The 25204-nt window shown below is 71.9% G+C and carries 22 protein-coding genes; 8 read left to right on the top strand and 14 right to left on the bottom strand.

Going from position 1 to position 25204, the window contains the following annotated elements; genetic code table 11:
• Nucleotides 1-59: 59 nt before the first annotated feature.
• Together SXIM_RS20975 and SXIM_RS20970 are read right to left on the bottom strand one after the other, a co-directional pair.
• Complete coding sequence (locus SXIM_RS20975; RefSeq protein ID WP_030733691.1) at nt 60-1598, bottom strand: alpha/beta hydrolase; 1539 nt, start codon at nt 1596-1598, stop codon at nt 60-62.
• Nucleotides 1599-1696: 98 nt separating this feature from the next.
• Nucleotides 1697-2722 carry an ATP-dependent 6-phosphofructokinase gene (locus SXIM_RS20970; protein ID WP_030733690.1) on the bottom strand — a complete coding sequence of 342 codons (1026 nt, stop codon included), beginning with the start codon at nt 2720-2722 and terminating at the stop codon, nt 1697-1699.
• 221 nt (nt 2723-2943) lie between these two features.
• Here SXIM_RS20970 and pta point away from each other — a divergent pair, with 221 nt between their 5' ends.
• The 4 genes from pta (at nt 2944) to SXIM_RS20950 (ending at nt 9185) form a co-directional block, all read left to right on the top strand.
• Nucleotides 2944-5115 (top strand): phosphate acetyltransferase, encoded by a 2172-nt coding sequence (gene pta, locus SXIM_RS20965; protein ID WP_030733689.1) that lies wholly within the window; start codon nt 2944-2946, stop codon nt 5113-5115.
• Complete coding sequence (locus SXIM_RS20960) at nt 5112-6320, top strand: acetate kinase (protein WP_046724873.1); 1209 nt, start codon at nt 5112-5114, stop codon at nt 6318-6320. The genes pta and SXIM_RS20960 overlap by 4 nt, the downstream gene beginning before the upstream one ends.
• Before the next feature lie 60 nt (nt 6321-6380).
• The gene (pyk, locus tag SXIM_RS20955; RefSeq protein WP_030733687.1) at nt 6381-7811 is read left to right on the top strand and encodes a pyruvate kinase; all 1431 of its coding nucleotides are present in this window, start codon (nt 6381-6383) and stop codon (nt 7809-7811) included.
• Nucleotides 7812-7970: 159 nt separating this feature from the next.
• Entirely contained in the window at nt 7971-9185 is a 1215-nt protein-coding gene (locus SXIM_RS20950) for a DUF418 domain-containing protein (RefSeq protein ID WP_046724872.1), read from the top strand.
• Between the two features lie 79 nt (nt 9186-9264).
• Here SXIM_RS20950 and SXIM_RS20945 read toward each other — a convergent pair whose 3' ends face one another.
• The 5 genes from SXIM_RS20945 to SXIM_RS20920 form a co-directional block, all read right to left on the bottom strand.
• Complete coding sequence (locus tag SXIM_RS20945) at nt 9265-10692, bottom strand: hypothetical protein (RefSeq protein WP_030733685.1); 1428 nt, start codon at nt 10690-10692, stop codon at nt 9265-9267.
• Nucleotides 10682-11332: a DUF6114 domain-containing protein gene (locus SXIM_RS20935; RefSeq protein ID WP_030733684.1), complete on the bottom strand. Its 651-nt coding sequence runs from the start codon at nt 11330-11332 to the stop codon at nt 10682-10684. Before SXIM_RS20935 ends, SXIM_RS20945 begins: the two co-directional genes overlap by 11 nt.
• Before the next feature lie 138 nt (nt 11333-11470).
• Nucleotides 11471-12088: a DUF6230 family protein gene (locus SXIM_RS20930; protein ID WP_030733683.1), complete on the bottom strand. Its 618-nt coding sequence runs from the start codon at nt 12086-12088 to the stop codon at nt 11471-11473.
• A gap of 486 nt (nt 12089-12574) precedes the next feature.
• A complete protein-coding gene (locus SXIM_RS20925) occupies nt 12575-13546 on the bottom strand; it encodes a tetratricopeptide repeat protein (protein ID WP_030733682.1) in 972 nt (323 codons plus the stop codon).
• 87 nt (nt 13547-13633) lie between these two features.
• Nucleotides 13634-14623 (bottom strand): terpene synthase family protein, encoded by a 990-nt coding sequence (locus SXIM_RS20920; RefSeq protein WP_046724871.1) that lies wholly within the window; start codon nt 14621-14623, stop codon nt 13634-13636.
• Between the two features lie 223 nt (nt 14624-14846).
• On the opposite strand from SXIM_RS20920, the gene SXIM_RS20915 reads away from it, so the two are divergent.
• Complete coding sequence (locus SXIM_RS20915) at nt 14847-15602, top strand: squalene/phytoene synthase family protein (RefSeq protein WP_046724870.1); 756 nt, start codon at nt 14847-14849, stop codon at nt 15600-15602.
• Between the two features lie 105 nt (nt 15603-15707).
• Nucleotides 15708-17054, top strand: a complete 1347-nt coding sequence (locus SXIM_RS20910) for a cytochrome P450 (RefSeq protein ID WP_043177805.1) — start codon at nt 15708-15710, stop codon at nt 17052-17054.
• 67 nt (nt 17055-17121) lie between these two features.
• On the opposite strand, the gene icmA is transcribed toward SXIM_RS20910, so the two are convergent.
• The 4 genes from icmA to SXIM_RS20890 form a co-directional block, all read right to left on the bottom strand.
• Nucleotides 17122-18819 carry a coenzyme B12-dependent isobutyryl-CoA mutase large subunit gene (gene icmA / locus SXIM_RS20905; protein WP_030733678.1) on the bottom strand — a complete coding sequence of 566 codons (1698 nt, stop codon included), beginning with the start codon at nt 18817-18819 and terminating at the stop codon, nt 17122-17124.
• Nucleotides 18820-18920: 101 nt separating this feature from the next.
• Nucleotides 18921-19277, bottom strand: coding sequence for a DUF3817 domain-containing protein (locus SXIM_RS20900; RefSeq protein ID WP_030733677.1), 357 nt, complete (start codon nt 19275-19277; stop codon nt 18921-18923).
• A 75-nt stretch (nt 19278-19352) separates the two neighbouring features.
• Nucleotides 19353-19862 carry a MarR family winged helix-turn-helix transcriptional regulator gene (locus tag SXIM_RS20895; RefSeq protein ID WP_030733676.1) on the bottom strand — a complete coding sequence of 170 codons (510 nt, stop codon included), beginning with the start codon at nt 19860-19862 and terminating at the stop codon, nt 19353-19355.
• 244 nt (nt 19863-20106) lie between these two features.
• Nucleotides 20107-20451 carry a DUF3817 domain-containing protein gene (locus tag SXIM_RS20890; RefSeq protein WP_030733675.1) on the bottom strand — a complete coding sequence of 115 codons (345 nt, stop codon included), beginning with the start codon at nt 20449-20451 and terminating at the stop codon, nt 20107-20109.
• 77 nt (nt 20452-20528) lie between these two features.
• Here SXIM_RS20890 and SXIM_RS20885 point away from each other — a divergent pair, with 77 nt between their 5' ends.
• Nucleotides 20529-21008, top strand: coding sequence for a MarR family winged helix-turn-helix transcriptional regulator (locus SXIM_RS20885; RefSeq protein ID WP_046724869.1), 480 nt, complete (start codon nt 20529-20531; stop codon nt 21006-21008).
• Between the two features lie 25 nt (nt 21009-21033).
• Here SXIM_RS20885 and SXIM_RS20880 read toward each other — a convergent pair whose 3' ends face one another.
• A complete protein-coding gene (locus SXIM_RS20880; RefSeq protein ID WP_046724868.1) occupies nt 21034-22515 on the bottom strand; it encodes a sensor histidine kinase in 1482 nt (493 codons plus the stop codon).
• Nucleotides 22508-23185 (bottom strand): response regulator transcription factor, encoded by a 678-nt coding sequence (locus tag SXIM_RS20875; RefSeq protein WP_046724867.1) that lies wholly within the window; start codon nt 23183-23185, stop codon nt 22508-22510. The genes SXIM_RS20880 and SXIM_RS20875 overlap by 8 nt, the downstream gene beginning before the upstream one ends.
• Before the next feature lie 126 nt (nt 23186-23311).
• Here SXIM_RS20875 and SXIM_RS20870 point away from each other — a divergent pair, with 126 nt between their 5' ends.
• Entirely contained in the window at nt 23312-24001 is a 690-nt protein-coding gene (locus SXIM_RS20870) for a PepSY domain-containing protein (protein WP_053116271.1), read from the top strand.
• Between the two features lie 64 nt (nt 24002-24065).
• On the opposite strand, the gene SXIM_RS20865 is transcribed toward SXIM_RS20870, so the two are convergent.
• Complete coding sequence (locus SXIM_RS20865; RefSeq protein WP_046724866.1) at nt 24066-24950, bottom strand: nitroreductase/quinone reductase family protein; 885 nt, start codon at nt 24948-24950, stop codon at nt 24066-24068.
• Nucleotides 24951-25204 lie beyond the last annotated feature (254 nt).

Genomic DNA, 25204 nt, shown 5'->3' with positions numbered 1-25204 from the left:
CCGGACGGGTGCCGGCTGGGCCGGGCGGCGTCACCCCCCGGTGACGCCGCCCGGGGCCGTCAGGCCGGGCAGCTCAGGTCGCCCGCCGGCAGGATGCCGGTGCGCAGGTAGGTGTTGACCTGGTCGTCCACGCAGGCGTTGCCGTACTCCCCGTACACCGCGTGGTGCGCGGCGCCCTCCAGGGTGAGGAGCCGGGAGGCGGGCCACTCCTCGCGCATCTCCACGGTGCCCTCGTAGGGCGTGCGCGGGTCGCCGGTGGCGGCGACCAGCAGGGCGGGGATGTCGTTGTCCAGCACGGTGGGGGCTTCCAGCGGCTCGTCCCAGAACTCGCAGGGGGTGATGTTGTTGGCCAGCGGACCGGCGAAGGGGTGGACGGCGCGGGCGCGTTCGATGTCCTGCCAGTAGGCGTCGACGCCGCGCGGGGCGGCCACATCGCCGCAGATGATCGCCATCTGCGCGCTGCCGTAGGCGGAGCCGGCAGCGGTGGTGAGGTGGGACAGCTCCTCCGCGAAGTCCGGGTCGGGGGTCACCTGTTCGCCGGCCGCCGCCCGGGCCAGCAGCCCGACGGAGGTGGCCAGCCGGTCGCGCGACGCGTCGACGCCCGAGCCGATGCCGCTGAAGAGCAGCAGCGGCACGGTGTGCGCGTCGATCGTGTGCGCGCCGACGCGCAGCGGTGCCTGTTCGGCCGCCGCCCGGATCGTGTCCACGACGTCCCGTACCTCCTGGCCGGTGGCGCCCAGGCCGTAGCGGTCCTGGCGCTGTGCGGCCCAGTCGGCCCACTCGGCGAGCGCCGCCTCGTTGGCGGCCTCGGTCCCCCGGAGCAGGGTCGGTGTGTAGCGGCCGGGGTGGATGACCCCGTCCAGCACGACCCGGTCGGTGCGGCCGGGGAAGAGCTGGGTGTAGACCTCGCCGAGGTAGCTGCCGTAGGAGTAGCCGAGGTAGGAGATCCGCCGTTCGCCCAGCGCGTGCCGGATCACGTCCATGTCGCGGGCGGTGTTGCGGGTGGTGAGGTACGGCAGTGTCTCGCCCTCGGTGGCCCGGCAGCGCTCCGCCAGCTCCCACTGGGCGGCGGCGTGCCGCAGATAGCTTCCCCGGTCCGGGCCGGGGCCGAAGATTCCGGAGCCCACCGGCCAGCCGCAGTCCACCGGGGTGCTGCGGCCCACTCCGCGCGGGTCGAAGCCGATGAGGTCGTACCGTCCGGCCAGTTCCTCCCCCATCGACCCGGCGAGCTGCACCGGCATGTCGAGCCCGGTGCCGGCCGGTCCGCCGGGGTTCATCAGCAGGGCGCCGATCCGCTCGCCCGTGCCGGTGGAGGGCAGCCGGGAGATCGCCACCGTGAGGGTGGGCCCGTGCGGATCGGAGTAGTCCAGCGGGACGGTCACCTCCGCGCACTGGGCACCGGCGGCGGCGAGTGCCCGGCCGGCCGCGTCGCCGTCGTTCTCGGCGGCGCAGGGCTGCCAGCGCAGGTGCTGGGTGTGGTAGGCGTCCAGGTCGCGCTCCGTGGCCGCCGCCCCGGTGGGGGCGGTGATCAGCACGGCGGCGGCGCAGGCGGCGGCACCGGCGGCCACGGCCCTCTTCCCTCGCGTTGTGGTTCGCATGGCAGGGACGCTAGGCGCGGGCGGCACCCCTGCTGAATGGGGCGGCCCCGCCACCCTGTCGGGGGGTTAACCCCCCGACAGGGCAACCGGGTTGGCGATCAGAAGACGGCTTCGGTCTCGTCCATCCGGAACTGCGGCACCCGCTTGAGGTCGGCGGTCGCGCTGGCGAGGGGCGCCATCACGATCTCGGTGCCGCGCAGCGCCGTCATCTTGCCGAACTCGCCGCTGTGGGCGGCCTCCACGGCGTGCCAGCCGAAGCGGGTGGCCAGCACCCGGTCGTACGCGGTCGGCGTCCCGCCGCGCTGGATGTGGCCGAGGATCACCGGCCGGGCCTCCTTGCCGAGGCGCTGCTCCAGCTCGATGGCGAGCCGGTTGCCGATGCCGGCGAACCGCTCGTGGCCGTACGGGTCGATCTCGCCCTTCTCGTAGGGCATGGAGCCCTCGGCCGGGCGGGCGCCCTCGGCGACGCAGATCACGGCGAACTTCTTGCCGCGCGCGAACCGTTCCTCGACCATTTTGCACAGATCATCGACTTGGAAGGGCCGTTCCGGGATACAGATACCGTGTGCTCCACCCGCCATGCCGGACTCCAGGGCGATCCAGCCCGCGTGCCGGCCCATGACCTCGACCACCATCACCCGCTGGTGCGATTCGGCGGTGGTCTTCAGGCGGTCTATGGCCTCGGTGGCGACGCCGACCGCGGTGTCGAAACCGAAGGTGCGGTCGGTGGCGGAGATGTCGTTGTCGATCGTCTTGGGGACGCCGACGACGGGGATGCCGGCCTCGGCCAGCATCCGGGCGGCGGTCAGAGTGCCCTCGCCGCCGATCGGGATGAGCGCGTCCAGGCCGAGCTTGTGGCGGAACGCCTCGGCGTTGTCGCACGCCTCGGCCAGCCGGGCACGCTCCAGACGGCTGGAGCCCAGGATGGTGCCGCCGCGGGCGAGGATCCCGGAGACGGCGTTGATGTCCAGCTCGCGGTAGCGGCCTTCCAGCAGGCCCTTGAAGCCGTCCTCGAAACCGATCACCTGGTCACCGCGGTCGACAACGGCCCGGTGGACGACCGAGCGGATCACGGCGTTGAGGCCAGGGCAGTCACCGCCCGCGGTGAGAACTCCGATACGCATGGGGATGCTCTCCTCTTCGGGGATCGGGAGGGTGGCGCGGGGCCGCTTCGTCGAGGCCGCCCGAATTGTTTCACGCCCACGGACCCCACCTCACTCCCCTGCTCACATCGTGAACGGATCGGCCACCCCGACCCACCGCGCGGGTTACTCAGCGTCATAGGTATTGTCAAGACCATAGATATAAACGATTGGGTGACGATGAGATCGGCAGTGATGGCGCCATGACCCGCAGCGTGTACGTGACCGGTATCGGCCGCGGCGACGGCCGGCAGGTGATCGAGCTGGGGGTCATGGAGCTGCTGACCCGCCAGGTGGACCGGGTCGGCGTCTTCCGTCCCCTCGCCCACCCGGGCCCCGATCCCGTCTTCGAACTGCTGCGCGGCCGCTACCGGCTCTCCCAGACCCGCGAGGACGCCCGCGGCATGGAGTACGCGGAGGCCGCCGCCCTCCAGGCCGAGCAGGGCATGGACGAACTGGTCACCGCCCTCGTCGAGCGCTACCACAACGTCGCCCGCGACTACGAGGCCGTGCTCGTCCTGGGCACCGACTACGCCGACACCCAGCTGCCCGCCGAGCTGACCCTCAACGCCCGGCTGGCGAACGAGTTCGGCTCCGTCGTCCTGCCCGTGGTGGCCGGCCTGGACCAGAGCGCGGAATCCGTGGTCGCCGAGGTCCGCAACGCGCACCACGCCTTCACCTCCCTGGGCTGCGAGGTGATCGCCACCATCGCCAACCGGGTCCGCGACTCGCACGCCGCGGCCGCCGCCCGCGAGCTGGGCACCCACCTCCCCGAGCCGGTGTACGTCCTGCCCGAGGAGCCGGCCCTCTCCGCGCCCACCGTGACCCAGATCGCCGAGGCGCTGGACGCCGAGGTGCTGCTCGGCGACCGCACCGGTCTCGCCCGTGACGTGCGCGACTTCGTGATCGGCGGCGCGATGCTGCCGACCTTCCTCACCGCGCTGCGCGAGGCCTCCCTCGTCGTCACCCCCGGTGACCGCGCCGACCTGGTGGTGGGCGCCCTGGCCGCGCACTCCGCCGGCGCCCCGCCCATCGCCGGGGTGCTGCTCACCCTCGGTGAGCGGCCCGGCGCGGAGACCATGGCGCTGGCCGCCCGGCTCGCCCCCGGCACCCCCGTCCTGTCGGTGCCCGGCGGCACCTTCCACACCGCCGCCGCGCTGTCCGGCCTGGAGGGGAAGCTGACCGCCGCGACCCCGCGCAAGGCGGAGATCGCGCTCGGCCTGTTCGAGACGCACGTGGACACCGCGCAGCTCACCGAGCGGCTGTCGGTGGTGCGCAGCGAGCGCGTGACCCCGATGATGTTCGAGCACGAGCTGATCGAGCGCTCCCGCACCGGGCGGCGCCACGTCGTCCTCCCGGAGGGCACCGAGGAGCGAGTACTGCGCGCCGCCGAGGTGCTGCTGCGCCGCAACGTGTGCGATCTGACGCTGCTGGGCGAGGAGGGCGCGGTCCGCAAGCGGGCGGCCGATCTCGGCATCGATCTGCGGCTGCACGGCGCGGCCGAGCCCGTCGACATCGACCCCGGCGCCACCGCGACCGCCTGTGTGGCCCGGGTGGTGGACCCGCAGACCTCCCCGCTGCGGGAACGTTTCGCCGAGCTGTACGCCAAGCTCCGCGCCCACAAGGGCGTCACCTACGAGCTGGCCTGGGACGTGGTGTGCGACGTGTCCTACTTCGGCACGCTGATGGTCCAGGAGGGCCTGGCCGACGGCATGGTCTCCGGCGCCGTCCACTCGACCGCCGCCACCATCCGCCCCGCCTTCGAGGTGATCAAGACCAAGCCGGACGCGGCGATCGTCTCCTCGGTGTTCTTCATGTGCCTGGCCGACAAGGTGCTGGTGTACGGGGACTGCGCCGTCAACCCGGACCCGAACGCCGAGCAGCTGGCCGACATCGCCATCCAGTCGGCCACCACCGCCGCCCAGTTCGGCGTGGAGCCGCGGATCGCCATGCTGTCCTACTCCACCGGCACCTCCGGGTCCGGCGCGGACGTGGACAAGGTGCGGGCGGCCACCGAGCTGGTGCGCGAGCGGCGCCCGGATCTGCTGGTGGAGGGCCCGATCCAGTACGACGCGGCCGTGGAGCCCTCGGTGGCCGCCACCAAGCTGCCGGGCTCGGAGGTCGCCGGCCAGGCCACCGTGCTGGTCTTCCCCGACCTCAACACCGGCAACAACACGTACAAGGCCGTGCAGCGCTCGGCGGGCGCCGTCGCGGTCGGCCCGGTCCTCCAGGGCCTGCGCAAGCCGGTGAACGACCTGTCCCGCGGCGCCCTGGTGCAGGACATCGTCAACACCGTCGCCATCACCGCCATCCAGGCCCAGCGCCAGAACCCGCACCACCCCCAGCAGCGGCACCAGCAGAAAGTGAATTCGTGAGCGACCACCCCTCCCGCGTCCTCGTGCTGAACTCCGGTTCTTCCTCGGTGAAGTACCAGCTGTTCGACATGACCGATCACTCCCGGCTCGCCGCCGGCCTGGTGGAGCGCATCGGGGAGAAGGGCGCCCGGCTGACGCACACCCGGGCCGACGGGGAGCGGCGCGAGGTCACCGACGCCCCGCTCCCCGACCACGCCGCGGCTCTCAAGGCGGCGGCGCGGGAGCTGGCGGCGGACGGCTACGGCCTGGACGACCCCGGCCTGGCCGCCATCGGGCACCGCGTGGTGCACGGCGGGAAGCGCTTCACCGAGCCGACCGTCATCGACGACGCCGTGATCGCCGAGATCGAGCGGCTTGTCCCGGTCGCCCCGCTGCACAACCCGGCCAACCTGACCGGCATCCGCACCGCGCTGGAGCTGAACCCGCGGGTGCCGCAGGTCGCGGTGTTCGACACGGCGTTCCACACCACCATGCCGGAGCACGCCGCCCGCTACGCGCTGGACATCGCGACCGCCGACGCGCACCGGGTGCGGCGGTACGGCTTCCACGGCACCTCGCACGCGTACGTCTCACGGCGCACCGCCGAGCTGCTGGGCAAGGACGTGGCGGACGTCAACGTCATCGTGCTGCACCTGGGCAACGGGGCCTCGGCCTCGGCGGTGGCCGGCGGGCGCTGCGTGGACACCTCCATGGGGCTCACCCCGCTGGAGGGTCTGGTGATGGGCACCCGCTCGGGCGACATCGACCCGGCGGTGATCTTCCACCTGTCGCGGGTGGCGGGGATGTCGGTGGACGAGATCGACGACCTGCTGAACAAGCGTTCGGGCCTGGTCGGGCTGTGCGGCGACAACGATCTGCGGGAGATCACCCGCCGGATGGCGGAGGGCGACGAGGCGGCCCGGCTGGCGTTCGATATCTACACCTACCGGCTGAAGAAGTACATCGGCGCGTACTACGCGGTGCTGGGCCGGGTGGACGCCATCGCCTTCACCGCCGGGGTCGGGGAGAACGCCGCGAACGTGCGGGCCGCCGCCGTGGAGGGCCTGGTCGGCTTCGGGGTGGTCGTCGACGAGAAGCTGAACACGACACCTGGCGGCGAGCCGCGGTTCATCTCCCCGCAGTACGCTTCCGTGGCGGTCGCCGTGGTTCCCACGGATGAGGAACTGGAGATCGCGACGCAGGCGTTCGCGCTGGTCAGCCCCTGACTCGACGGGCAGCGGGGCCGCCATTATTCCGGTACGGAACAAAACGATAGGATCGTCGGCATGCGCCGTTCCAAAATCGTCTGCACCCTGGGCCCCGCTGTCGACTCCTATGAGCAGCTCAAGGCGCTCATCGACGCCGGTATGAATGTGGCCCGTTTCAACTTCAGCCACGGGAGCCACCAGGAGCACGAGGAGCGGTACCACCGCGTACGCAAGGCGAGCGAGGACACCGGCGTCGCCGTCGGCGTCCTCGCCGACCTCCAGGGCCCCAAGATCCGCCTGGAGACCTTCGCGGACGGCCCCGTCGAGCTGGAGCGCGGGGACGAGTTCACGATCACCACCGAGGACGTCCCCGGTGACAAGACCATCTGCGGCACCACCTACAAGGGGCTGCCCGGGGACGTCGCCAAGGGTGAGACCATCCTCATCAACGACGGCAACGTCTCGCTCCAGGTGCTGGAGGTGGACGGCCCGCGGGTGCGGACCATCGTGATCGAGGGCGGGGTGATCTCCGACCACAAGGGGATCAACCTCCCGGGCATCGCGGTGAACGTCCCGGCGCTGTCCGAGAAGGACATCGAGGACCTGGAGTTCGCGCTGCGGCTCGGCGTCGACATGGTGGCGCTGTCCTTCGTGCGCGACGCCGACGACGTGCGGGACGTCCACGAGGTCATGGACCGGGTGGGCCGCCGGGTTCCGGTCATCGCCAAGGTGGAGAAGCCGCAGGCGGTGGAGAACATGGAGGCGGTCGTTCTCGCCTTCGACGCCGTGATGGTGGCCCGCGGCGACCTCGCCGTGGAATATCCGCTGGAGAAGGTGCCGCTGGTGCAGAAGCGGCTCATCGAGATGTGCCGCCGCAACGCCAAGCCGGTGATCGTCGCGACCCAGATGATGGAGTCGATGATCACCAACTCGCGGCCGACCCGCGCGGAGGCCTCCGACGTCGCCAACGCGATCCTGGACGGCGCGGACGCGGTGATGCTCTCGGCCGAGTCCTCGGTGGGCCGGTACCCGGTCGAGACCGTCAAGACGATGTCGAAGATCGCGATCGCGGCCGAGGAGCAGCTGCTCGCCCGTGGCCTGCAGCCGCTGGTGCCCGGCAAGAAGCCCCGTACCCAGGGTGGTTCGGTGGCCCGCGCGGCCTGCGAGATGGCGGACTTCCTGGACGGCAAGTCGCTGGTGGCCTTCACCAAGTCCGGCGACACCGCGCGCCGGCTCTCCCGCTACCGGGCGGCGCAGCCGATCCTGGCCTTCACCACCGAGCCCTCGACCCGCAACCAGCTGACGCTGACCTGGGGTGTGGAGACCTATGTGGTGCCGTGGGTGAGCCACACGGACGAGATGGTGGAACTGGTGGACGCGGAGCTGCTGAAGCTGAACCGCTATCACCGCGGCGACACCATGATCATCACCGCCGGTTCGCCTCCCGGGGTGGCCGGCAGCACCAACATGGTGCGGGTGCACCACCTGGGTGGTCAGCAGGGCGTCTGAGTCCGGCATCCACCGGAGACTTCCCGGCCCCGTGGCGTCGCGCCGCGGGGCCGGCCCGCGTTCCGGGGCGGGTGCGGGCCGTGCGGCGGGAGCGTGCGGCGGGGGCCGCCGGGCAGCGGAGGGCTTAGCGATCAACCGGTCAGGAAATCTGACCTTACGATGACGATCGTCGTTTCCCCGCCGCACGCGAAAACCGCGGATCCGCCCTCCGCCCCCTCCGGCGCCCGCCTCGTCGGGGTGGATCTCGCCCGCGGCCTCGCGGTGTTCGGCATGTACGCCGCCCACGTCGGCCCGGACCCGGCCGACGGCGGGGTGGGCGGCGTCCTCCTGGAGCTGACCCACGGCCGCTCCTCCGCGCTCTTCGCCCTGCTGGCCGGATTCTCCCTCATCCTCATCATGGGCCGCACCGCCCCCAGAACCGGCCGGGACGGGCGACAGGCCGCCGTCCGCGTCCTGGTCCGGGCCGTGATCCTGCTGGCCGCGGGCACCGCCCTCACCATGACCGGCACCCCGGTGGCGGTCATCCTCGCCTGCTACGGCCTGTACTTCGTCCTGGCGCTGCCGCTGTACCGGCTCGGCGTCCGCGCCCTGGCCGGCATCGCGGCGGCCGGGGCGCTGCTCATGCCGCAAGTGCTCTTCCCACTCCAGGAGTCGGCCCGGGAGGGCGCGTGGGCGGAGCAGGTCACCGCGCTCGACCCGCTCGCCGCGATCAGCGGCACCGACGGCTTTCTCGGCCTGCTGGTCACCGGCGTCTATCCGGCGCCGACCTGGCTGCCGTTCGTCGTCACGGGCATGGCCGTGGCCCGCCTGGACCTCGGCTCCGCACGGATACGCGGGCGGCTGGCGGCGCTGGGCGCGGTCCTGGCGGCGCTCGGGTACGGCTGCTCCTGGCTCGCGCTGCGCCTGCCCGGTGTCATGGAGCGGCTGACCGAGCACGCCGGGCCCACGGAGCGGGACCTCGCCTCCCTGTGGTGGTCGGACGTCGGCGGCTACCCGTCCGGTGGGACCAGCGCCTGGCAGCTGGTGGCCTCGCCGCACAGCGACACCACCCTGTCCGTCATGGGCAACACCGGGGTGGCGCTGCTCGTGCTCGCGCTCTGCCTGACGCTGACCGGCGCGCGGGCGACGTGGCCACGCCGGGTGGCCGCGCCGGTGTGCGCGGTGGGCTCGATGTCGCTGACCGCCTATGTGCTGCACATCGGAGGGATCGGGCTGCTGGGCATCGAGGAGTTGCCGGGTTCGCCGCCGGGGGTGCTCGCCTGGTTCGTCGTGCTGATGACGGCCCTGGCGATGGCGTGGAAACGCTTCTTCCGCCGCGGGCCGCTGGAGCAGTTGCTGCACAGCGCCACCGGGGTGGCCCGCCGGGTGCGCTGAGCGAGCCGGGTACGCGGCGTGTTCGGTGTGTGCGGCGGTCCGCCGCGTGTCCTGGTGTCCCGGTACGCGGCGGGACCGCTCAGCCGCCGGTCATGTACTGGCGCATGCCGGTCATCGTCAGCGTGCCGCCGAACTGCGCGGCCTGCGTGATGCTGACGCCGGTGAAGTGCGCGTACGGGATGTCGAGCGGCGGCTGGTGCTCCGCGTCGTAGTCCACCGGGATCACCCCGAACAGCAGGCCCTTCAGATGCTCGGTGTACATGGTGACCGTGCCCCCGCGGAAGGTGGAGGTGCTGCCGGGCGCGGTGGCCACGTGGTGCCGCAGCCCGTCCGCACCGTCCACGATCTGGTGCAGATCGCCGATGTCCACCTCGCGAGCGGTGAACTTGAGCGCCTGCTTGACGGAGCCGTTGGCGGTGGTGACATTGACCACGCCGTGGTACTCCAGGCCGCGCAGCGTCAGCGAGCTGGCCTCCAGGTACCAGGGGTTGTCGGCGATGACGACGGGGGTGCGCTCGTCGGTGCCGGGCACCCGCAGCTCCACCGGGCAGGGCAGTCCCGGCTTCTCCTCCTCGGCCGCCGGGTCGTGCACCACCTCGCGCTCGGGCTCGGCGGGGGGCGGCTCCTCCTCGGGGTCCGGCGGCGCGCCGCCCGCGGGCTCCTCGGCCGGCTCCCGCGCCGCGTCGTCCTGCGGGTCCTCCTCCGGCTCGTCCGGCTCGTCCGGCGGCTCCGGGCTCAGCTCCACCGTCCCCGCCTCCTCCTTGGGGTCGCGGGCGCGGTTCTGCGGGCGGTCGCTGTCCTGGGACGCGTCGGACTCCTCGGTCTCCGGGGGCTCTTGCTCCCCGCCCCCGGGCTGCGGCTCCTCCTCCGGCTCCTGGGGCGTCTGCTTTCCCGCGCCGGGGGTGAAGAAGTCCACGATGTCCCGGCCGAGCTGGTCCAGGGCCGGGCCCAGACCCAGGGGGTCGAGCGGGTTGTACTCGGGGCGCTGCGGTTCCTGGGGGTCCGGCTCGGGTTCGGGCTCGGGGTCGGGGTCGGGGTCCGGACCGGGATCCGGCTCGGGGTCGGGATCCGCGGCGGCCTCGGGGTCGGCGGCCGCGCCCTGATCCGTTCCGGGGTCGGTGACCGCCCCCTGCCGCTCGGCGATCTCCCCGTCCCCGTCCTCCTCCACCGCGTCCGCGTCCTCGTCCGCGTCCTCGTCCTCTCCGGCTGCGGTGGTGTCCGGTGCGGCCGGCGGCTCCTGCGGTTCCGGCGCGGGCGGGTCCTGGACCTCGGTGACCTGCCGCTCGGGAAGTTCCACGCAGGCCGTGCCGGAGAACGGGTTCTCCGGCTGCGGGTCCGCCTTGGCCAGCGAAGAGGTCAGACCCATGCCCAGCAGGGCGGCGGAGGGCATCGCGGCGAGGGAGATCGGCATGCGGAACCGCTGCCGCAGACGCTTGCGGGGAGCCGCGTGACGCGCGTTGCCCGCGTCGTCCGGCGCGGATATGTCCTCATGGGGCTCACTCGGCACGGCTTTCCCCCTTCTCCGGGTCCGTCCCCCGCTCCGTGGCCTGTCCGGCGAAACCGGCGAGCGCGCTGCCCGTTCCGGGGACCGCCTCCGGCGTGGTCGCTGCGGGTGCGGCCGGCACCGGCGCGGGGTCCGGTGCGGCGTTCCGTGTCCGGGACGGCACGGTGGCGGCCGGCGGGCCGGCCGGGCGCGTGCCCGGGACAGCGCTGCCCGGGGCGGCCCCGGGTTCGTGCTCCTGCGCCGGTTCTCCCGGTGCCCAGGCGATGCTCATCCCGCCGCCGATCAGCCCCAGCAGATAACCGAGCAGGAAGCCGCCGACGTTGGAGACCACCAGCGAGACCAGCACCAGCATGATGGAGGCCACGCCGGCGAATATCCGGGAGTGCGGCTGGAACCACATGGTCTGGCCCAGCACGATCAGCAACACCCCGATGACCAGCGAACCGGCCCCGGCCGTGGTGGCCATGCGGATGGTCAGATCCGCGATGGTGACCGTCGCGTACGGGAAGTAGACGATCGGCAGCCCCGCGAGCGTCGTGAACAGCCCGGCCCAGAACGGGCGGCGCCAGCGCCAGTGCCGGAAGGCCACTCTGGCCCTGGCCAGGCGCGACGTCTGAATCTCTCCCTGGGTGGTGGTGCTCATGTGCGCGGTGCTCCCCTGGCGTGACACCGGTCTGCGGCCGTCCGCTGGGCCGGACCCGGTGGGGTTGTCTAGGTGCTTCGGCGGGCCAGCCCGGGGCAGGAGCGGTACGGCCTCCTGCCCCCGGCGGACCTCACACCGTCAGAAGCACTCGGCGTCCTTGCCGCGGTGCAGGCTCAGGCTGAGCCCTGGCAGCTTGAAGGTACCTGCTGAGGTGGCCCACGCCGTCTGCTCGATGTTCGTCAGCACGGCACGGTCGGCCTGCTGCGCGAACGAACCCGGCACGTACGCGTCACCGTCGGCAGGACCGGGGCCCTTGCTGGTGTGGTCGACGCTCACCCCGATGTCGATGTTGGTGAACGTGGCGTTGGCGTCCAGATTGCTGATGTCGATGAAGAGGTTCTGCGCCTCCACCGGCTTGGAACCATTGCCCGCCGTGAGTTTCACCGTGATGTTGCCCAAGGGGGTGGGCACCACGACGGATTGGCACAGGCCGGTGATCGTCGCCTTGTCGAACGACGAGACCGCGACCGGGATGCGCTCTCCGTTGTGCTTGACGTCCAGCGCTCCGTACTGCGTGAACCCGGTGCCGTCCAGTACCTCCGTGGTGACCTTGAACTGCTGTCCGGAAACCGCGAATGACGCCGCGAGCGCCCCCTGGGCGAACGCGATGCCTATCGCGGCGGTGGCGGCCACGCTCGGCACCATGACCAGACCGAATCGCTTCCATCTGGTGCCGCCGCGAGGCTGTGACTCCATGAATTTCCTCCTTCTCGGACGAACTGCTCCGGCTCCGGCGCCCGATGGTCCGGGGGTGCCCCTCTCGGGGAGGACCGCCTGGAGGCCAGGAGGGAGAAGCAATGCCACCGGACTGCACCCCGGCGACAGCCACTGACCGCCCTTTCACGGTCTCCCCGGGAACCAGGACCCGCCGTCGTGACGGCGGGTACCCCCCTGATTCCCGGTCCGGCGCATGGCTCCACCGGTCTGGCCGATCGTGGTGCATCTCACGGAAAGGCACAAGGGGCTGGTTACCAGCCGGTAAATGCCTTATCGCACAGGGTTGTTGATGATCCTCCCCGTTGCACGGAGAGTGAGTCCCCCAACTGCGCCCGCAAGGCCCCGAACTGGACATCAACCCCTTCAAACCGTGATGCACGCCACAGAATGTAGCGGCGGCCGCGAATGCCAAGTTTTGGCAAAACACGACCGCCGCTACCGCTAAGCAGATGACCAGACTATGACTCAGAAGAGCACGCGCGCCAGCGCCCCCCGCGCCGCCGTGACCCGAGGATCGTCCGGGCCGACCACCTCGAACAGTTCGAGGAGACGGACCCGCGCCGCGTCCCGGTCCTCCCCCGCCGTACGCCGCACGGCCTCCACCAGCCGCCCGAAGGCGTCCTCGACATGGCCGCCCACCAGGTCCAGATCGGCGGCGGCGAGCTGCGCGGCGACATCGTCCGGCCGGTCGGCCGCCTCCTGCCGCACCCGCTGCGCGTCGGCACCCTGCACCCGGTCCAGCAACCGGGCCTGGCCCAGGCCCAGTCGGGCCTCCTCATTGGCCGGCTCGTCGGCCAGCACATTCTCGTAGGCGCGGATCGCGCCGCCCATGTCCCCGGCGTCCAGGGCGGCGTGCGCCGCCGCGAGCGTCGGGTTGGACGGCGGCTCCGGGGCGGTGGGACGCGGCTCGCCGCCCTCGCCCGGCGCGACCGGCGCGCCCACGATTCCGAACCGCTCCTCGGCGGCCTGGATCAGCTGATCGAGCACCTGCCGGATCTGCTGCTCGGGTGCCGCCCCCTGGAACAGCGGCAGGGCCTGCCCGGCGATCACCGCGAACACGGCGGGGATGCCCTGCACCCCGAACTGCTGGAACAGCATCTGGTTGCTGTCGACATCGATCTTGGCCAGGACGATCCGGCCCGCGTACTCCTCGGTGAGCCGCTCCAGGACCGGGCTGAGCTGCTTGCAGGGCTCACACCACTCGGCCCAGAAGTCGATGACGACCGGCACCTCGGCGCTGCGCTGCAACACCTCCTGCTCGAAGGTCGCCTCGTCGACATCGATCACCAGCTGGACGCCGGCCGCCGCGCCGCCCTGCCCCTCCGGCTGGGCCGCCCGCTGGGCCCTGGCCTGCTCGGCCTTCTGCTTCGCCTCGGCGGCGGCCTTCACCGCGGAGAGATCGACGGCTCCGCTCATGGACATATTGCGTGGCTGCATGGAACCAGTCTCCCCCCTCCGCGCCCCATGGTGGTACGCGGGCGGGGACGGACGGACACGGAAGGCCGCCCGGAGGCCCCCGGCGGGTCAGCCGGACGCGGTGGGGCGGCCCGGCGCCGGCGGCCGGCCGGGGTCCGGGGACTGCGCCACCGTGTAGCGGTCGGTGCCGGTCGCGTGCCAGTGCAGCCACCCGGCCACCACGGAGGTGAGGGCCGTGGCGCAGCGGTTGACGGCGGCGGTTCCGGGCGGCAGCCGGCGCAGGGCCCGCAGCAGATCGGCGGACCGCTCCTCGATCAGGGCGCGTACGGCCCGCCGGGCGGCGTCCCGCCCCAGGCCGCGCTCGTGCTCCAGCACCAGCACCAGATTGGTGACCATGCCGCAGGCGACCTCCTTCTCCAGGGAGTACAGGTCATTCGTCCAGGTGTTGACGTCGATGGCGGCGGCCAGCACGTCCTGGTAGGCGGGTGAGTCGTAGACGTCCGGCGGCAGTTCGGCGTGGTGGCACAGCTCCAGGATGTCGAGGGTGGGGACGAATCCGCTGGTGTCGCGGCGCAGTACCCGGTACTCCTCCAGGGTGGGCGGGACCCCGGCGTTCCTCAGTTCGATCTCGCGGCGTACGGCGGCCAGCGCGTCGCTCATGTGTCCGGCGAACCGGTGCTGCCAGTGGGGGGAGGCGAGGGCCCGCAGCCGGGCGACCAGGTCGGCCAGGGCGAGGATCAGCGGCGGGGAGGCGGGGGGCGGATCGCCGCCGGCCAGCACGGAGCGTACGGCGCCGGTGGTCGCCGACCAGGCGCGGTCGGTGCCGCCCGAGCCCTCCTCGTACTGATCGTCGAGGAAGAAGGTCCAGGTCATCCAGCAGGCGGCCAGCTCGGCGCGGGGCTCGGCGGCGTCCGGCAGCATCACGGCGGCGAGGGTGGCCGGGCCGCCGCGGGCCAGGGCGCGGGCCTGTTCCTCGCCCCGGATCAGCGCGAACCGCTCGGCCCACTGCCGGGCGGTCTCCGCCATCCGCCGTGCGTGGGGGTGGCGGCGGGCCGTGAAGGGCAGCGGGGCCGGCGGGAGGAGGTGGGCAGATGCCACGGCGGGCCGCTCCTGTCTGGTGGCGGACGGGACCCTTACGCCTTTCCGCCCGGACTCCCTTGCGCAAACCACTCCGGAGAGTGAAGCGGCGGCTTCCCCCGAACGGTGGCGGGTCCCCGGAGTTCCGACGCCACCCCCGTGCGCACTCATCACCAGTCGGGCGGTTGCCGCAAGCTGGCGCAGAAGGCGCTAAAGTGCCCATGACTGCGTAGGGAATAGGGCGATGACCGCTGCTTTGCTGGAAGCGCATCGGGCCATCCGGAAGTACAGCACGACCTGGTACGTGCCGGTGACCACGATGCCGGCGGGACTGAACGAAGCACTTTCATCGGCTTATCTGCTCATGCGGGCCATTGACGAGATCGAGGACCATCCCGAACTCCTCCCCAAGGAGAAGGACGTTCTCCTGTGCGGCATCAGCTCCGTCCTCCAAGAGCGCTGCCGCCCCGAGGACTTCAAGGCCGTGCTCGCCGACACCTCGGTGCCGCTGCCGGAAGTCTCCCTGCGCATCGGTGAGTGGGCGGCACTCGCACCGCCCCAGATCGCGCCCCGCATCCGGGAGACCTTCGCGACGATGGCCGAACGGATGGGCGGCTGGGCGCTGCACGGCTGGCACATCCACACCGAACGGGACCTGGACCGCTACACCTACGCGGTGGCCGGCACCCTCGTCCTGCTGCTGAGCGACCTGTGGAGCTGGTACGACGGCACCCGCTCGGACCGCACCCTGGGCGTCGGCTACGGCCGGGCGCTCCAGGCCGTCAACATCTACCAGGACAAGGGCGAAGACCTGGGCCGGGGCGTGGACTTCTGGCCGGACGGCTGGGACGCGGCCCGGCTGCGCGGGTACGCCATGCGGGAGTTGCGCCGGGCCGATCGCTACCTGGCCCAACTGCCCGCGCACGGGCCCGCGTTCCGCTTCTGCTCACGGCCGCTGGCGGCCGCCTGGCGGACGGTCCGGGCCGGCCCGGGACCCTGACGTGCGACAGGGGCGCGACCTCAGCCGTACGCGCCCTCCGCAATGCTCCTGTGCGCGGGGAGTGGAGGGGTGTGGGCACCGACCCGGTGGAGCAGGGGTGCATCCGTGACAGTTGTAGCCTCTCTCCCCCTCGCCCCGGGCGCCCTGCCGCTGCTCGGGCACGCCGTGCCGCTGGTGCGCCGTCCGCTGGACTTCGTCTCCTCGCTGCCCGCGCACGGCGGCCTGGTCCGGATCCGGATGGGTACCCGCTCGGTGGTCATGGTGTGCGATCCCCAGCTCACCCGGCAGGTCCTGCTGAACGACAGCGTCTTCGACAAGGGGGGCCCGCTGTTCGAGCGGGGCCGTGAGGTGGCGGGCAACAGCCTGCTGAGCTGCCCGCACGACATGCACCGCCGCCAGCGCCGGCTGTGCCAGCCGGCCTTCCACACGGACCGGTTCCCCGGCTACAACGTGGCGTTCGCCGATCTCGCCGAGAACCTGGCCAAGTCCTGGCAGGACCGGCAGATCGTGGACGTCACCGAGGCGCTGACCCGGCTGACGGCCGAGGTCGCGGTGGAGACGATGTTCGCCCGCTCGCTGCCGGCGTCCATCGCCTCGCAGATCCTGGACGACTTCATCATCCTGAGCGAGGGCATCTTCCGGCGGGCCGTCACCCCGTCCACGCTCAACCGGCTGCCGGTGCCGGCCAACCGACGCTACCGGCGGGCGCTGACCCGGCTGAAGAGCACGGTCTTCGAGATCATCGCCGCCCGCCGCTCGGCCACCACCGACCACGGCGATCTGCTGTCCTCCCTCGCCAACGCCGTGGACCCCGACAGCAAGGGCGGGCGCTACTCGCTGTCGGATGAGGAACTCGTCGACCAGGTGATCATCTTCCTGTACGCGGGCTCCGACACCACCGCCGCCGCCGTCGCCTGGGCGCTGCATCTGCTCGCCCAGCGCACCGACCTGGACATCCTGCTGTACGAGGAGGCCCGCAAGGCGCTGCGCGACACCCCGCTGGTACTGGTGGACCCCAACAGCCTGGAGATGGCCAACCGGGTGCTCGCGGAGAGCCTGCGGATGTACCCGCCGGCCTGGCTGACCACCCGCACCGTGGCCAGCGACACCGAGCTGGGCGGGGTGGTGCTGCCGGCCGGGACGATCGTCGGATACAGCCCGTACCTGGTGCACCGGCTGCCCGACCTGTACAAGGAGCCGGACACCTTCGACCCGGACCGCTGGCTGTCGCCGCCCGCCGACCGCAGCGCGTACATCCCGTTCGGGGCGGGCGCCCGCAAGTGCATCGGGGACCGCTTCGGGATGGCGCAGGCCGCGCTGATCCTCACCGCGATCATCTCGCGCTGGCGGCTGATCCCGGCCGGCGGGCGCCCGGTGCGTGCCGCCGCCAAGGTGACGCTCATGCCGAAGGGCCTGCACATGCGCGTCCTGGCCCGCGAACGCCCGTACTGAGCCGCGAGGCCCTGCGGAGCGGCGGGCTCCGCACGGCCGGCGGCCCCGCCGGCCAGGACCGGCCGCCTCAGAAGCCGGGCGGCTCGGTGTAGATGCCCCACTCGTCCTTGAGCACGCCGCAGATCTCTCCCAGCGTGGCCTCGGCGCGCACGGCGTTCAGCATGGGCTCGATCATGTTGTCCTCGGTGCGCGCCACCCGCACCAGCTCCGCCAGGGCCGCACGGACGGCGGCGTCGTCCCGGGCGGCGCGGCGGGCGCCCAGCACCCGTACCTGCTCGTGCTCCACCTCGTGGCTGACCCGCAGGATCTCCAGCTCGCCGGTGACCGATCCGGTGTGGCAGTTGACGCCGACGATCCGTTTGTCGTTCTTCTCCAGGGCGCGCTGGTACTGGAACGCCGCCTCCGCGATGTGCCCGGTGAACCAGCCGTCCTCGATGCCGCGCAGCAGCCCCGAGGTCATCGGCCCGATGGGGTGCTCGGCGCGCCCGGCGCCCAGCTCCCTGATCTGCTCGAAGATCTTCTCGGCGTCCGCCTCGATCCGGTCGGTGAGCTGCTCCACGTACCAGGAGCCGCCCAGCGGATCGGCGACGTTGGTGATGCCGGTCTCCTCCATCAGGACCTGCTGGGTGCGCAGCGCGATCTCGGCGGCGCGCTCGCTGGGCAGCGCGAGGGTCTCGTCCAGGGCGTTGGTGTGCAGCGAGTTGGTGCCGCCCAGGACGGCGGAGAGCGCCTCGACGGCGGTGCGCACGACGTTGTTGTACGGCTGCTGGGCGGTGAGGGAGACCCCGGCGGTCTGGGTGTGGAAGCGCAGCCACAGCGCCTTCTCGCTGGTGGCGCCGTACACCTCGCGCATCCAGCGGGCCCAGATACGGCGGGCGGCGCGGAACTTGGCGATCTCCTCGAAGAAGTCGAGGTGGGCGTCGAAGAAGAAGGAGAGCCCGGAGGAGAAGGTGTTGATGTCCAGGCCGCGGCTGAGGCCCAGTTCGACGTAGCCGAAGCCGTCGGCCAGGGTGTACGCCAGCTCCTGCGCCGCCGTGGCCCCGGCCTCGCGGATGTGGTAGCCGGAGACGGACAGCGGCTTGTAGGCGGGGATGGTGCGGGTGCAGTGCTCCATCAGGTCGCCGATCAGCCGCAGGTGCGGCTCGGGCTGGAACAGCCACTCCTTCTGGGCGATGTACTCCTTGAAGATGTCGGTCTGGAGGGTGCCGTTGAGGACGGCCGGGTCCACGCCCTGGCGCTCGGCGGCCACGATGTACATGCAGAAGATCGGGACGGCCGGACCGGAGATGGTCATGGAGGTGGTGACCTCGCCGAGCGGGATGTCCCGGAAGAGGATCTCCATGTCGGCGGCGGAGTCGATGGCCACCCCGCAGTGGCCGACCTCGCCGAGCGAGCGCGGGTCGTCGGAGTCGCGGCCCATGAGGGTGGGCATGTCGAAGGCCACCGAGAGCCCGCCGCCGCCGGCGGCCAGGATCATGCGGTAGCGCTCGTTGGTCTGCTCGGCGTTGCCGAAGCCGGCGAACTGCCGGATGGTCCAGGTGCGACCCCGGTACCCGGTGGGGTGCAGGCCCCGGGTGTACGGGTACTCGCCGGGCCAGCCGATCCGCTCGAACCCCTCGTAGACGTCACCCGGACGGGGGCCGTAGACGGGGTCGACGGGGTCGCCGGAGAGGGTGGTGAAGTCGGCGTCCCGCTTGCGCGCGGCGTCGTACCGGTCCTGCCAGCGACGGCGGCCGGCGGCGATGGCATCGGCGTGGGTACCCATGACGCCAATTTACTAGGACGTCCAAGTATATGTCGAGCGAAGTGCGCCGGTGCGCGGGGCTCGGGCACCGGCGCGGACTGCCGCGCCTCCCCTGGGGGGAGTCAGACCTTGCTGAGCGAGGTGGGCGCGTCCTGCGCGTCCTCGTCCTCGTCCGCCGCGATCAGCGGCTTGACCTCGGCGACCACCTTCGGCTCCACGAAGAACGCGGCGAACGGGATGCTCCCGGACACCAGGATCCACAGCAGCTTCCCGAACGGCCAGCGGGCCTTCTGCCCCAGGTCGAAGGCGAACACCAGATAGATCATGTACAGCAGGCCGTGGGCCTGGGAGACCACGAAGGTGATGTCCTCACCCTTGCCGAATCCGTACTTGAAGACCATGCAGGTGCTCAGCACCAGCAGCATCACAGCGGTGACATAAGCCATGACCCGGTAGCGGGTCAGCACGCTCTGCTTCATGCGGCGCAGCCTATCGGGTCATTCCGGGCGCCCCGCACCCGCCCTCCGCACCCGTGCCGGCCCAGCCCCGTGCGGCTACTCGGCGGCGAAGTCCCCGGAGGTGACGCGCAGCGGGCGCAGCATCGCGAAGATCTCCGCGCACTCCTCGGCGTCGTACGCGCCCAGGCCGAAGTCCATCGCCATGAGTTCCCCGGTCGCCGCGTCGCACACCTCGCGCCCCTTGTCGGTGATCGAGGCGAGGGTGCCGCGTCCGTCGTTGGGGTTGGGGCGCTTGGTGACCAGACCCGAGCGCACCAGCCGGTCGATGGTGTTGGTGACCGAGGTCGGGTGGACCATCAGCCGCTCACCGATCTTGGACATGGGCAGCTCCCCGGCCTTGCTGAAGGTCAGCAGGACGAGGGCCTCGTAACGGGCGAAGGTGAGGCCGTACGGCTTGACGACGGCGTCGACCTCGGCGAGCAGGATCTGCTGGGCGCGCATGATCGAGGTGATCGCGGTCATGGCGGGTGCGGCGCCCCATCGGCGCTTCCACAGTTCGTCGGCGCGGGCGATGGGATCGAACGGAAGGCTGAGCGGCTTCGGCACAGCAAGACCCTACCCGCTGGTCACATCCGGCGCCGGGGCGTCTCAGTCCTCGGCCGTCCGGCCGCTCCGGAGAGGGGGAGATGCCGAATGAGGGGGAGATGCCGGATGAGGGGGAGCGACCGCTGCCGGGTGCGGTCAGCCGGTCGCTCCACGAGGCGATGGGCGGCCAATCTCGCCCGGCGCTGACACGCGCCGTACCGGGGGGCGCCGGGCGGGGTCCTTCGAACGGGCGAAATCGGGCCCGTCAGGCGTTGACGACGCCCTCGCGGCGGGCACGCAGCGCGATCAGCGCGTTCTCCTCGGTCCGGCGCAGGCTGCGCTCGGCGAAGAACCCGCCCAGCGGGATCACCGACATCAGGAAGTACCAGGCGGCGGTCTTCAGCGGCCACTTCGCCCGGTTCCAGGCATCCGCCCAGAACAGGAGATATGCCACGAAAAGGAAGCCGTGCACCGCACCCATGACGGGTACGGCGTTGAAGTCGGTCGTGCGCTTCAGTACGGAGCACACGAGAAGCACCAGGAAGGAGATCGCCTCTGGGGCGGACACCAGCCGGAGCCGTCGCAGGGCGGAGACGGTCTTGAGGTCCATGGCGGAATTCTCGCAGCCGCCCTGACGATCATTCCGGGCGGGGGCGGGGTCGGGCGACGCGGCTATTCTTCGAGATTATGGACTCCGACACCGGCACCCGCTGGCTGACCGAGGGTGAACAGCGCGTGTGGCGCGCCCACCTGGACGTCAGCAAGCTGCTCATGTACCAGCTGGAACGCGATCTCCAGCCGTTCGGCCTGACCATGAACGACTACGAGATCCTGGTGAACCTGTCCGAGTCCGAGGAACGCCGGATGCGGATGAGCGATCTCGCGGCGGCCACTCTCCAGTCCAAGAGCCGGCTCTCGCACCAGATCACCCGGATGGAGAAGGCCCAGCTGGTGCGAAGAGAGCACTGCGACTCGGACAAACGCGGCCTGTTCGCGGTGCTGACCGACCACGGCTGGGACACCATGCGCACGGTCGCCCCGCACCACGTGGAATCGGTGCGCCGGCACTTCGTCGATCTGCTGCCGCAGGGGTCACTGGACGAGCTGTACGAGGCGCTCGCCCCCGTCGCGCGGCACCTGCACGCGGAGCGCGGCGGCCGGGCCTGACCGCGGTGCGCGGCCCGGCCGCGCCTCAGCCCGCCGCGGGCGGGGCGGCCGGGTCGGACGGCGGCGGCACCGGCAGCGTCAGCCGGAACAGGGCGCCGCCCTCGGGGGCGTCCGACACGGTCAGCGTGCCGTGGTGCCGCACCGCCACATCGCGGGCGATGGCCAGGCCCAGCCCGGCGCCCCCCGCGTCCCGGCTGCGCGCGTCGTCGAGCCGGACGAACCGCTCGAAGATCCGCTCCCGCTGCCCGGCCGGCACCCCCGCGCCATCGTCGGCGACCTCCAGGACGGCCGCGGCCCCGCCCTCGGTACGCAGCGACACCCGTACCGTTCCCACCGCGTGCCGCACCGCGTTGTCGATGAGGTTGCCGAGCACCCGGCTCAGCTGCCCCCGTGACCCCTCCACCGTGACCTCGGCCAGCTCCGTACGCGCGGTCACACCCGCCGCCGCCAGCAGCGCCGCGCGCTGCGCCAGCTCCTCCCGCGCCAGCTCGGCGAGGTCCACCCGGCGCCCCGCCGCCGGCTGCTCCCCCGCGTCGAGCCGGGCCAGCAACAGCAGATCGGCGGCCAGGTCCTGAAGCCGTACGGTGTCCTGCACCGCGCCGCCCAGATCCAGCAGATCGGGGTGTGCCTGGCCGACCTCCAGCTGGGTGCGCAGCGAGGCGATCGGGCTGCGCAGCTCGTGCGAGGCGTCCGCGACGAACCGCCGCTGCCGCTCCACCGACGCCTCCAGCGCGGCGAGCGTCTCATTGGTGGTGACGGCGAGGCGCCCCACCTCGTCCCGGACGGACGGCTCGGGCACCCGGCGCGAGAGGTCGGTGGAGTGGGTGATGGCCGCCATCTCCCGGCGGATCCCCTCCACCGGGCGCAGCGCACGCCGCGTCATCAGCCAGGTGATGGCGGCGACCACGGCCAGCAGCACCGGGACGCCGACCAACATGGAGGTACGGACGCTGTCCAGCGCCGCCTGCTCCACCTCGGCGGGGGCACCCGCGTAGACGGTCGTCTCGGTGCCGTCCGGGGTGGTGACGTCCACGACGGCGAAACGGTACGGGCCCGCCGCGCCGTCCACGGTGGCGCGGCCGTCGGCGTAGTCGATGTCCTCGTCCACCTCGCCGGGGCCCAGCCGGTTCCCGTCGTCCTCGTCATCGTCGTCATCATCGTCATCGTCGTCGAAGCCGGGGGGCCTGGCCGGGGGCTCCTCCCGCACGGTGACCTGATCGCTGCCCGTACCGCTGATGGCCTCAAGGCCCTCGCTGGCCGCCAGCAGCCGGTCCTCGTCGGCGTCCAGCACCTGCACGGGGCGGCTGCGGTCCAGGTCGAGGTCGTCGAAGGCGGTGCCGGTGGCGAGCTGCCCGGCCACGTCGCGGGCGGTGACCTCGGCCTGCAGGTCCACCTGCTCGACCAGGTTCCCGCGCAGCGCCACGAGCATCAGCAGCCCGGCGGCGATCAGTGCGACGGCGACCACGGCGGTGGCGCCGGTGGCGGCCTTCGCCCGGACGCTAGCCACGGTGGTCCGCCGGAGCGAGCCGGTACCCGGCGCCGCGCACGGTGTGGATCAGGCCCGGGCCCAGCTTGCGGCGCAGCGCGCTGATGTAGACCTCCACGATGTTGGGGTCGCCGTCGTAGGCGAAGTCCCAGCCGTGTTCGAGGATCTGCGCCTTGGAGACCACCTCGCCGGCCCGCGAGGCGAGATGTTCCAGCACGGCGAACTCCTTCGCGGTCAGCGTCACCTCCACCCCGGCCCTGGCCACCTGCCGCTTCACCCGGTCCACGACCAGGTCCCCCACGCGCAGGGCGGGCGCGGCACCGCCGGTGGAACCGCGCCGGCGCAGCAGGGCGCGGACCCGGGCCACCAGGACGACGTAGGAGAACGGCTTGGTGAGGTAGTCGTCGGCCCCGGTGTCCAGGCCCTCCGCCTCGTCGTACTCGCCGTCCTTGGCGGTCAGCATGAGGATGGGCGTCTCGTCGCCGGCGGCGCGCAGCGCGGCGCAGACCCGGTAGCCGTTCATGCCGGGCAGCATGATGTCGAGAATGATCAGGTCGTACTCGCCCTCGGTGGCGCGGTGCAGCCCGTCGGTGCCGGTGTGCACGACATCGACGGCGAAGCCCTCGGCCTTGAGTCCCTGGGCGAGGGAGCGGGCGAGCCGCGTCTCGTCCTCCACAATCAGCAGGCGCATGGGGTCAGCTTCGCAAATCGTTCCTGAAGAAGGCTTCAGGTGGCTTCAGCTCCGCTTCAGCAAGTGTGCGCGAGAGTACGGAACGTCAACGCGACACCGCGAAGTCACTGGATCGGGGAGAACCTCATGAAGCGCAACACCATCATCGCCGTGGCCGCCGCCGGTGCCGTCATCGCGGGCGGCACGATCGGCGGGGTCGCCCTGGCCTCCGGCTCGTCGGAGAAGGATCAGGGTACGCAGGCCGCCGCCCTCACCCCGGCGGGGCAGAGCGAGTCTCAGGTGGCGGTGCGGGACGACGACGGCGACGACCGGGACGACCGCGACGACCGCGACGACCGGGACGACCGGGACGACCGGGACGAGGACCGTACGGAGGCGGACGCCCCCGCCGCCCCGTCCACCGCCTACACCCAGGTGACCGCGCTGGCGCTGACCGAGGTGCCCGGCTTCGTCACCGACCTGGACCGCGACCGGCGCGACGACGGCACGGTGGTGTGGGAGGTGGACATCTTCGGCGACGACGGCCGCTGGTACGACGTGGACATCGACGAGGACGCGACCCAGGTGCTGCGGGCCAAGCTGGACGACGACGATGACGACGACCAGCAGGTGATCCCGGACGCGGGCATCGACATCGTCGAGGCCATCCTCATCGCCGAGGAGCACACCGGCGCCCACTTCAACGAGGTGGACCTGGACGACGACGGCCGGCACTGGGAGGTCGAGCTGCGCGGCGACGGCTTCGAGCACGAGGTGAAGGTCTCCGTCGCGACGGGCGAGGTCACGCAGTACGAGAAGGACCAGGACGACGACTGAGCCCCCGGAACCGGGGAGCGGAGCGGCGGGGTGCGGTGCAGCGCACCCCGCCGCTCCTCGCGCGCTATCCGGCGGCGACCGGCGGGAACGGCACCGCGGCGAGCGCGGGCAGCAACGTGGCCTCCTCGTGGTCGAGGTGGGCGGTCAGCTCGTCCGTCATCCGTTCCAGCGCCGCCCGGAACCCGGCGGGGTCGGCGTCACCGATCCCGTTCAGCAGGTCCAGCAGCTCCGACTGGATCCGCGCGACGGTCACATGCTCGGCCCGCAGCAGGTCCAGGGTCCCGCGCAGTTCGGGGTGGCTGCGCTCCAGCGCCGGGAAGGCGCCGTGCTCCTCGCTCATGTGGTGGAACTCCAGCGATTCGCAGAAGGCCAGACAGTGCTGCCGGATCTGCATCCCCAGAGAGGGGACGGGATGGTCGGCCCGGCCGGCGAAGTACGCCTCGGCCTCCGTCCGTACCGCGCGCAGCTGAGCCCGCAGCCAGGTGTGGACCTCCAGCAGCTTGTCGGCGAGATGCGCCACCTCCGCGGGGCCTTCCCCGTCCTCCGGACCACTCCGCTGGAGCACGACGACCGGGAGCGTGCGGGAGGTCTGCCGCTGGTAGTCGGCGTAGCCGGGGGCCGCCCGGACCACCTCGGCGAAGAGCCGGTCGCGCCGCTCGCCCTCGGCGGGTACCGCGATGGCGTAGTAGTCGTCCGCGCCGACCTCCACCCGGACCATGGGGTGGGCGAGGAGGTTGTGGTACCAGGCGGGATGCCGGTCGGCCCCGGCGGCGGAGCCGACGACCAGCAGGCCGTCGCCGTGCCGTACATAGCCGAGCGGAGTGGTGTGCTCCTGCCCGGACTTGGCGCCGGTGGTGGTCAGCAGCAGCAGATCGCCGCCCTCGAAGGGCCCGCCGACCTTGCCGCCGTTGGCGCGGAACTCGTCGATGACGGATTGGTTGAAGGACATGGGTGTGGTGTCTCCCGGGAATACGCATGCGTCCGTGAACCGCCCACGGCAGGGCGGGCGGCACGGTGAAATGAAGAAAGAGGGCGCGTCGGAGCGCGCGACGGTGATGCGAAGAGAACTGCGCGTGGGAGCGGGGCTGAATCAGCCGCTCAGGACGCTCAGATGACCCGGGGCGCGGAGTGAGTACTCATGGCGGAAGCCCTTCGACTACGGTGCTCGCCCGGCTGCCGGCCTGCCCACTGCTCTCTGGCCGG

This window comes from Streptomyces xiamenensis, assembly GCF_000993785.3.
GTDB lineage: Bacteria > Actinomycetota > Actinomycetes > Streptomycetales > Streptomycetaceae > Streptomyces > Streptomyces xiamenensis.
This window is presented reverse-complemented; position numbering and strand designations above follow the sequence as displayed.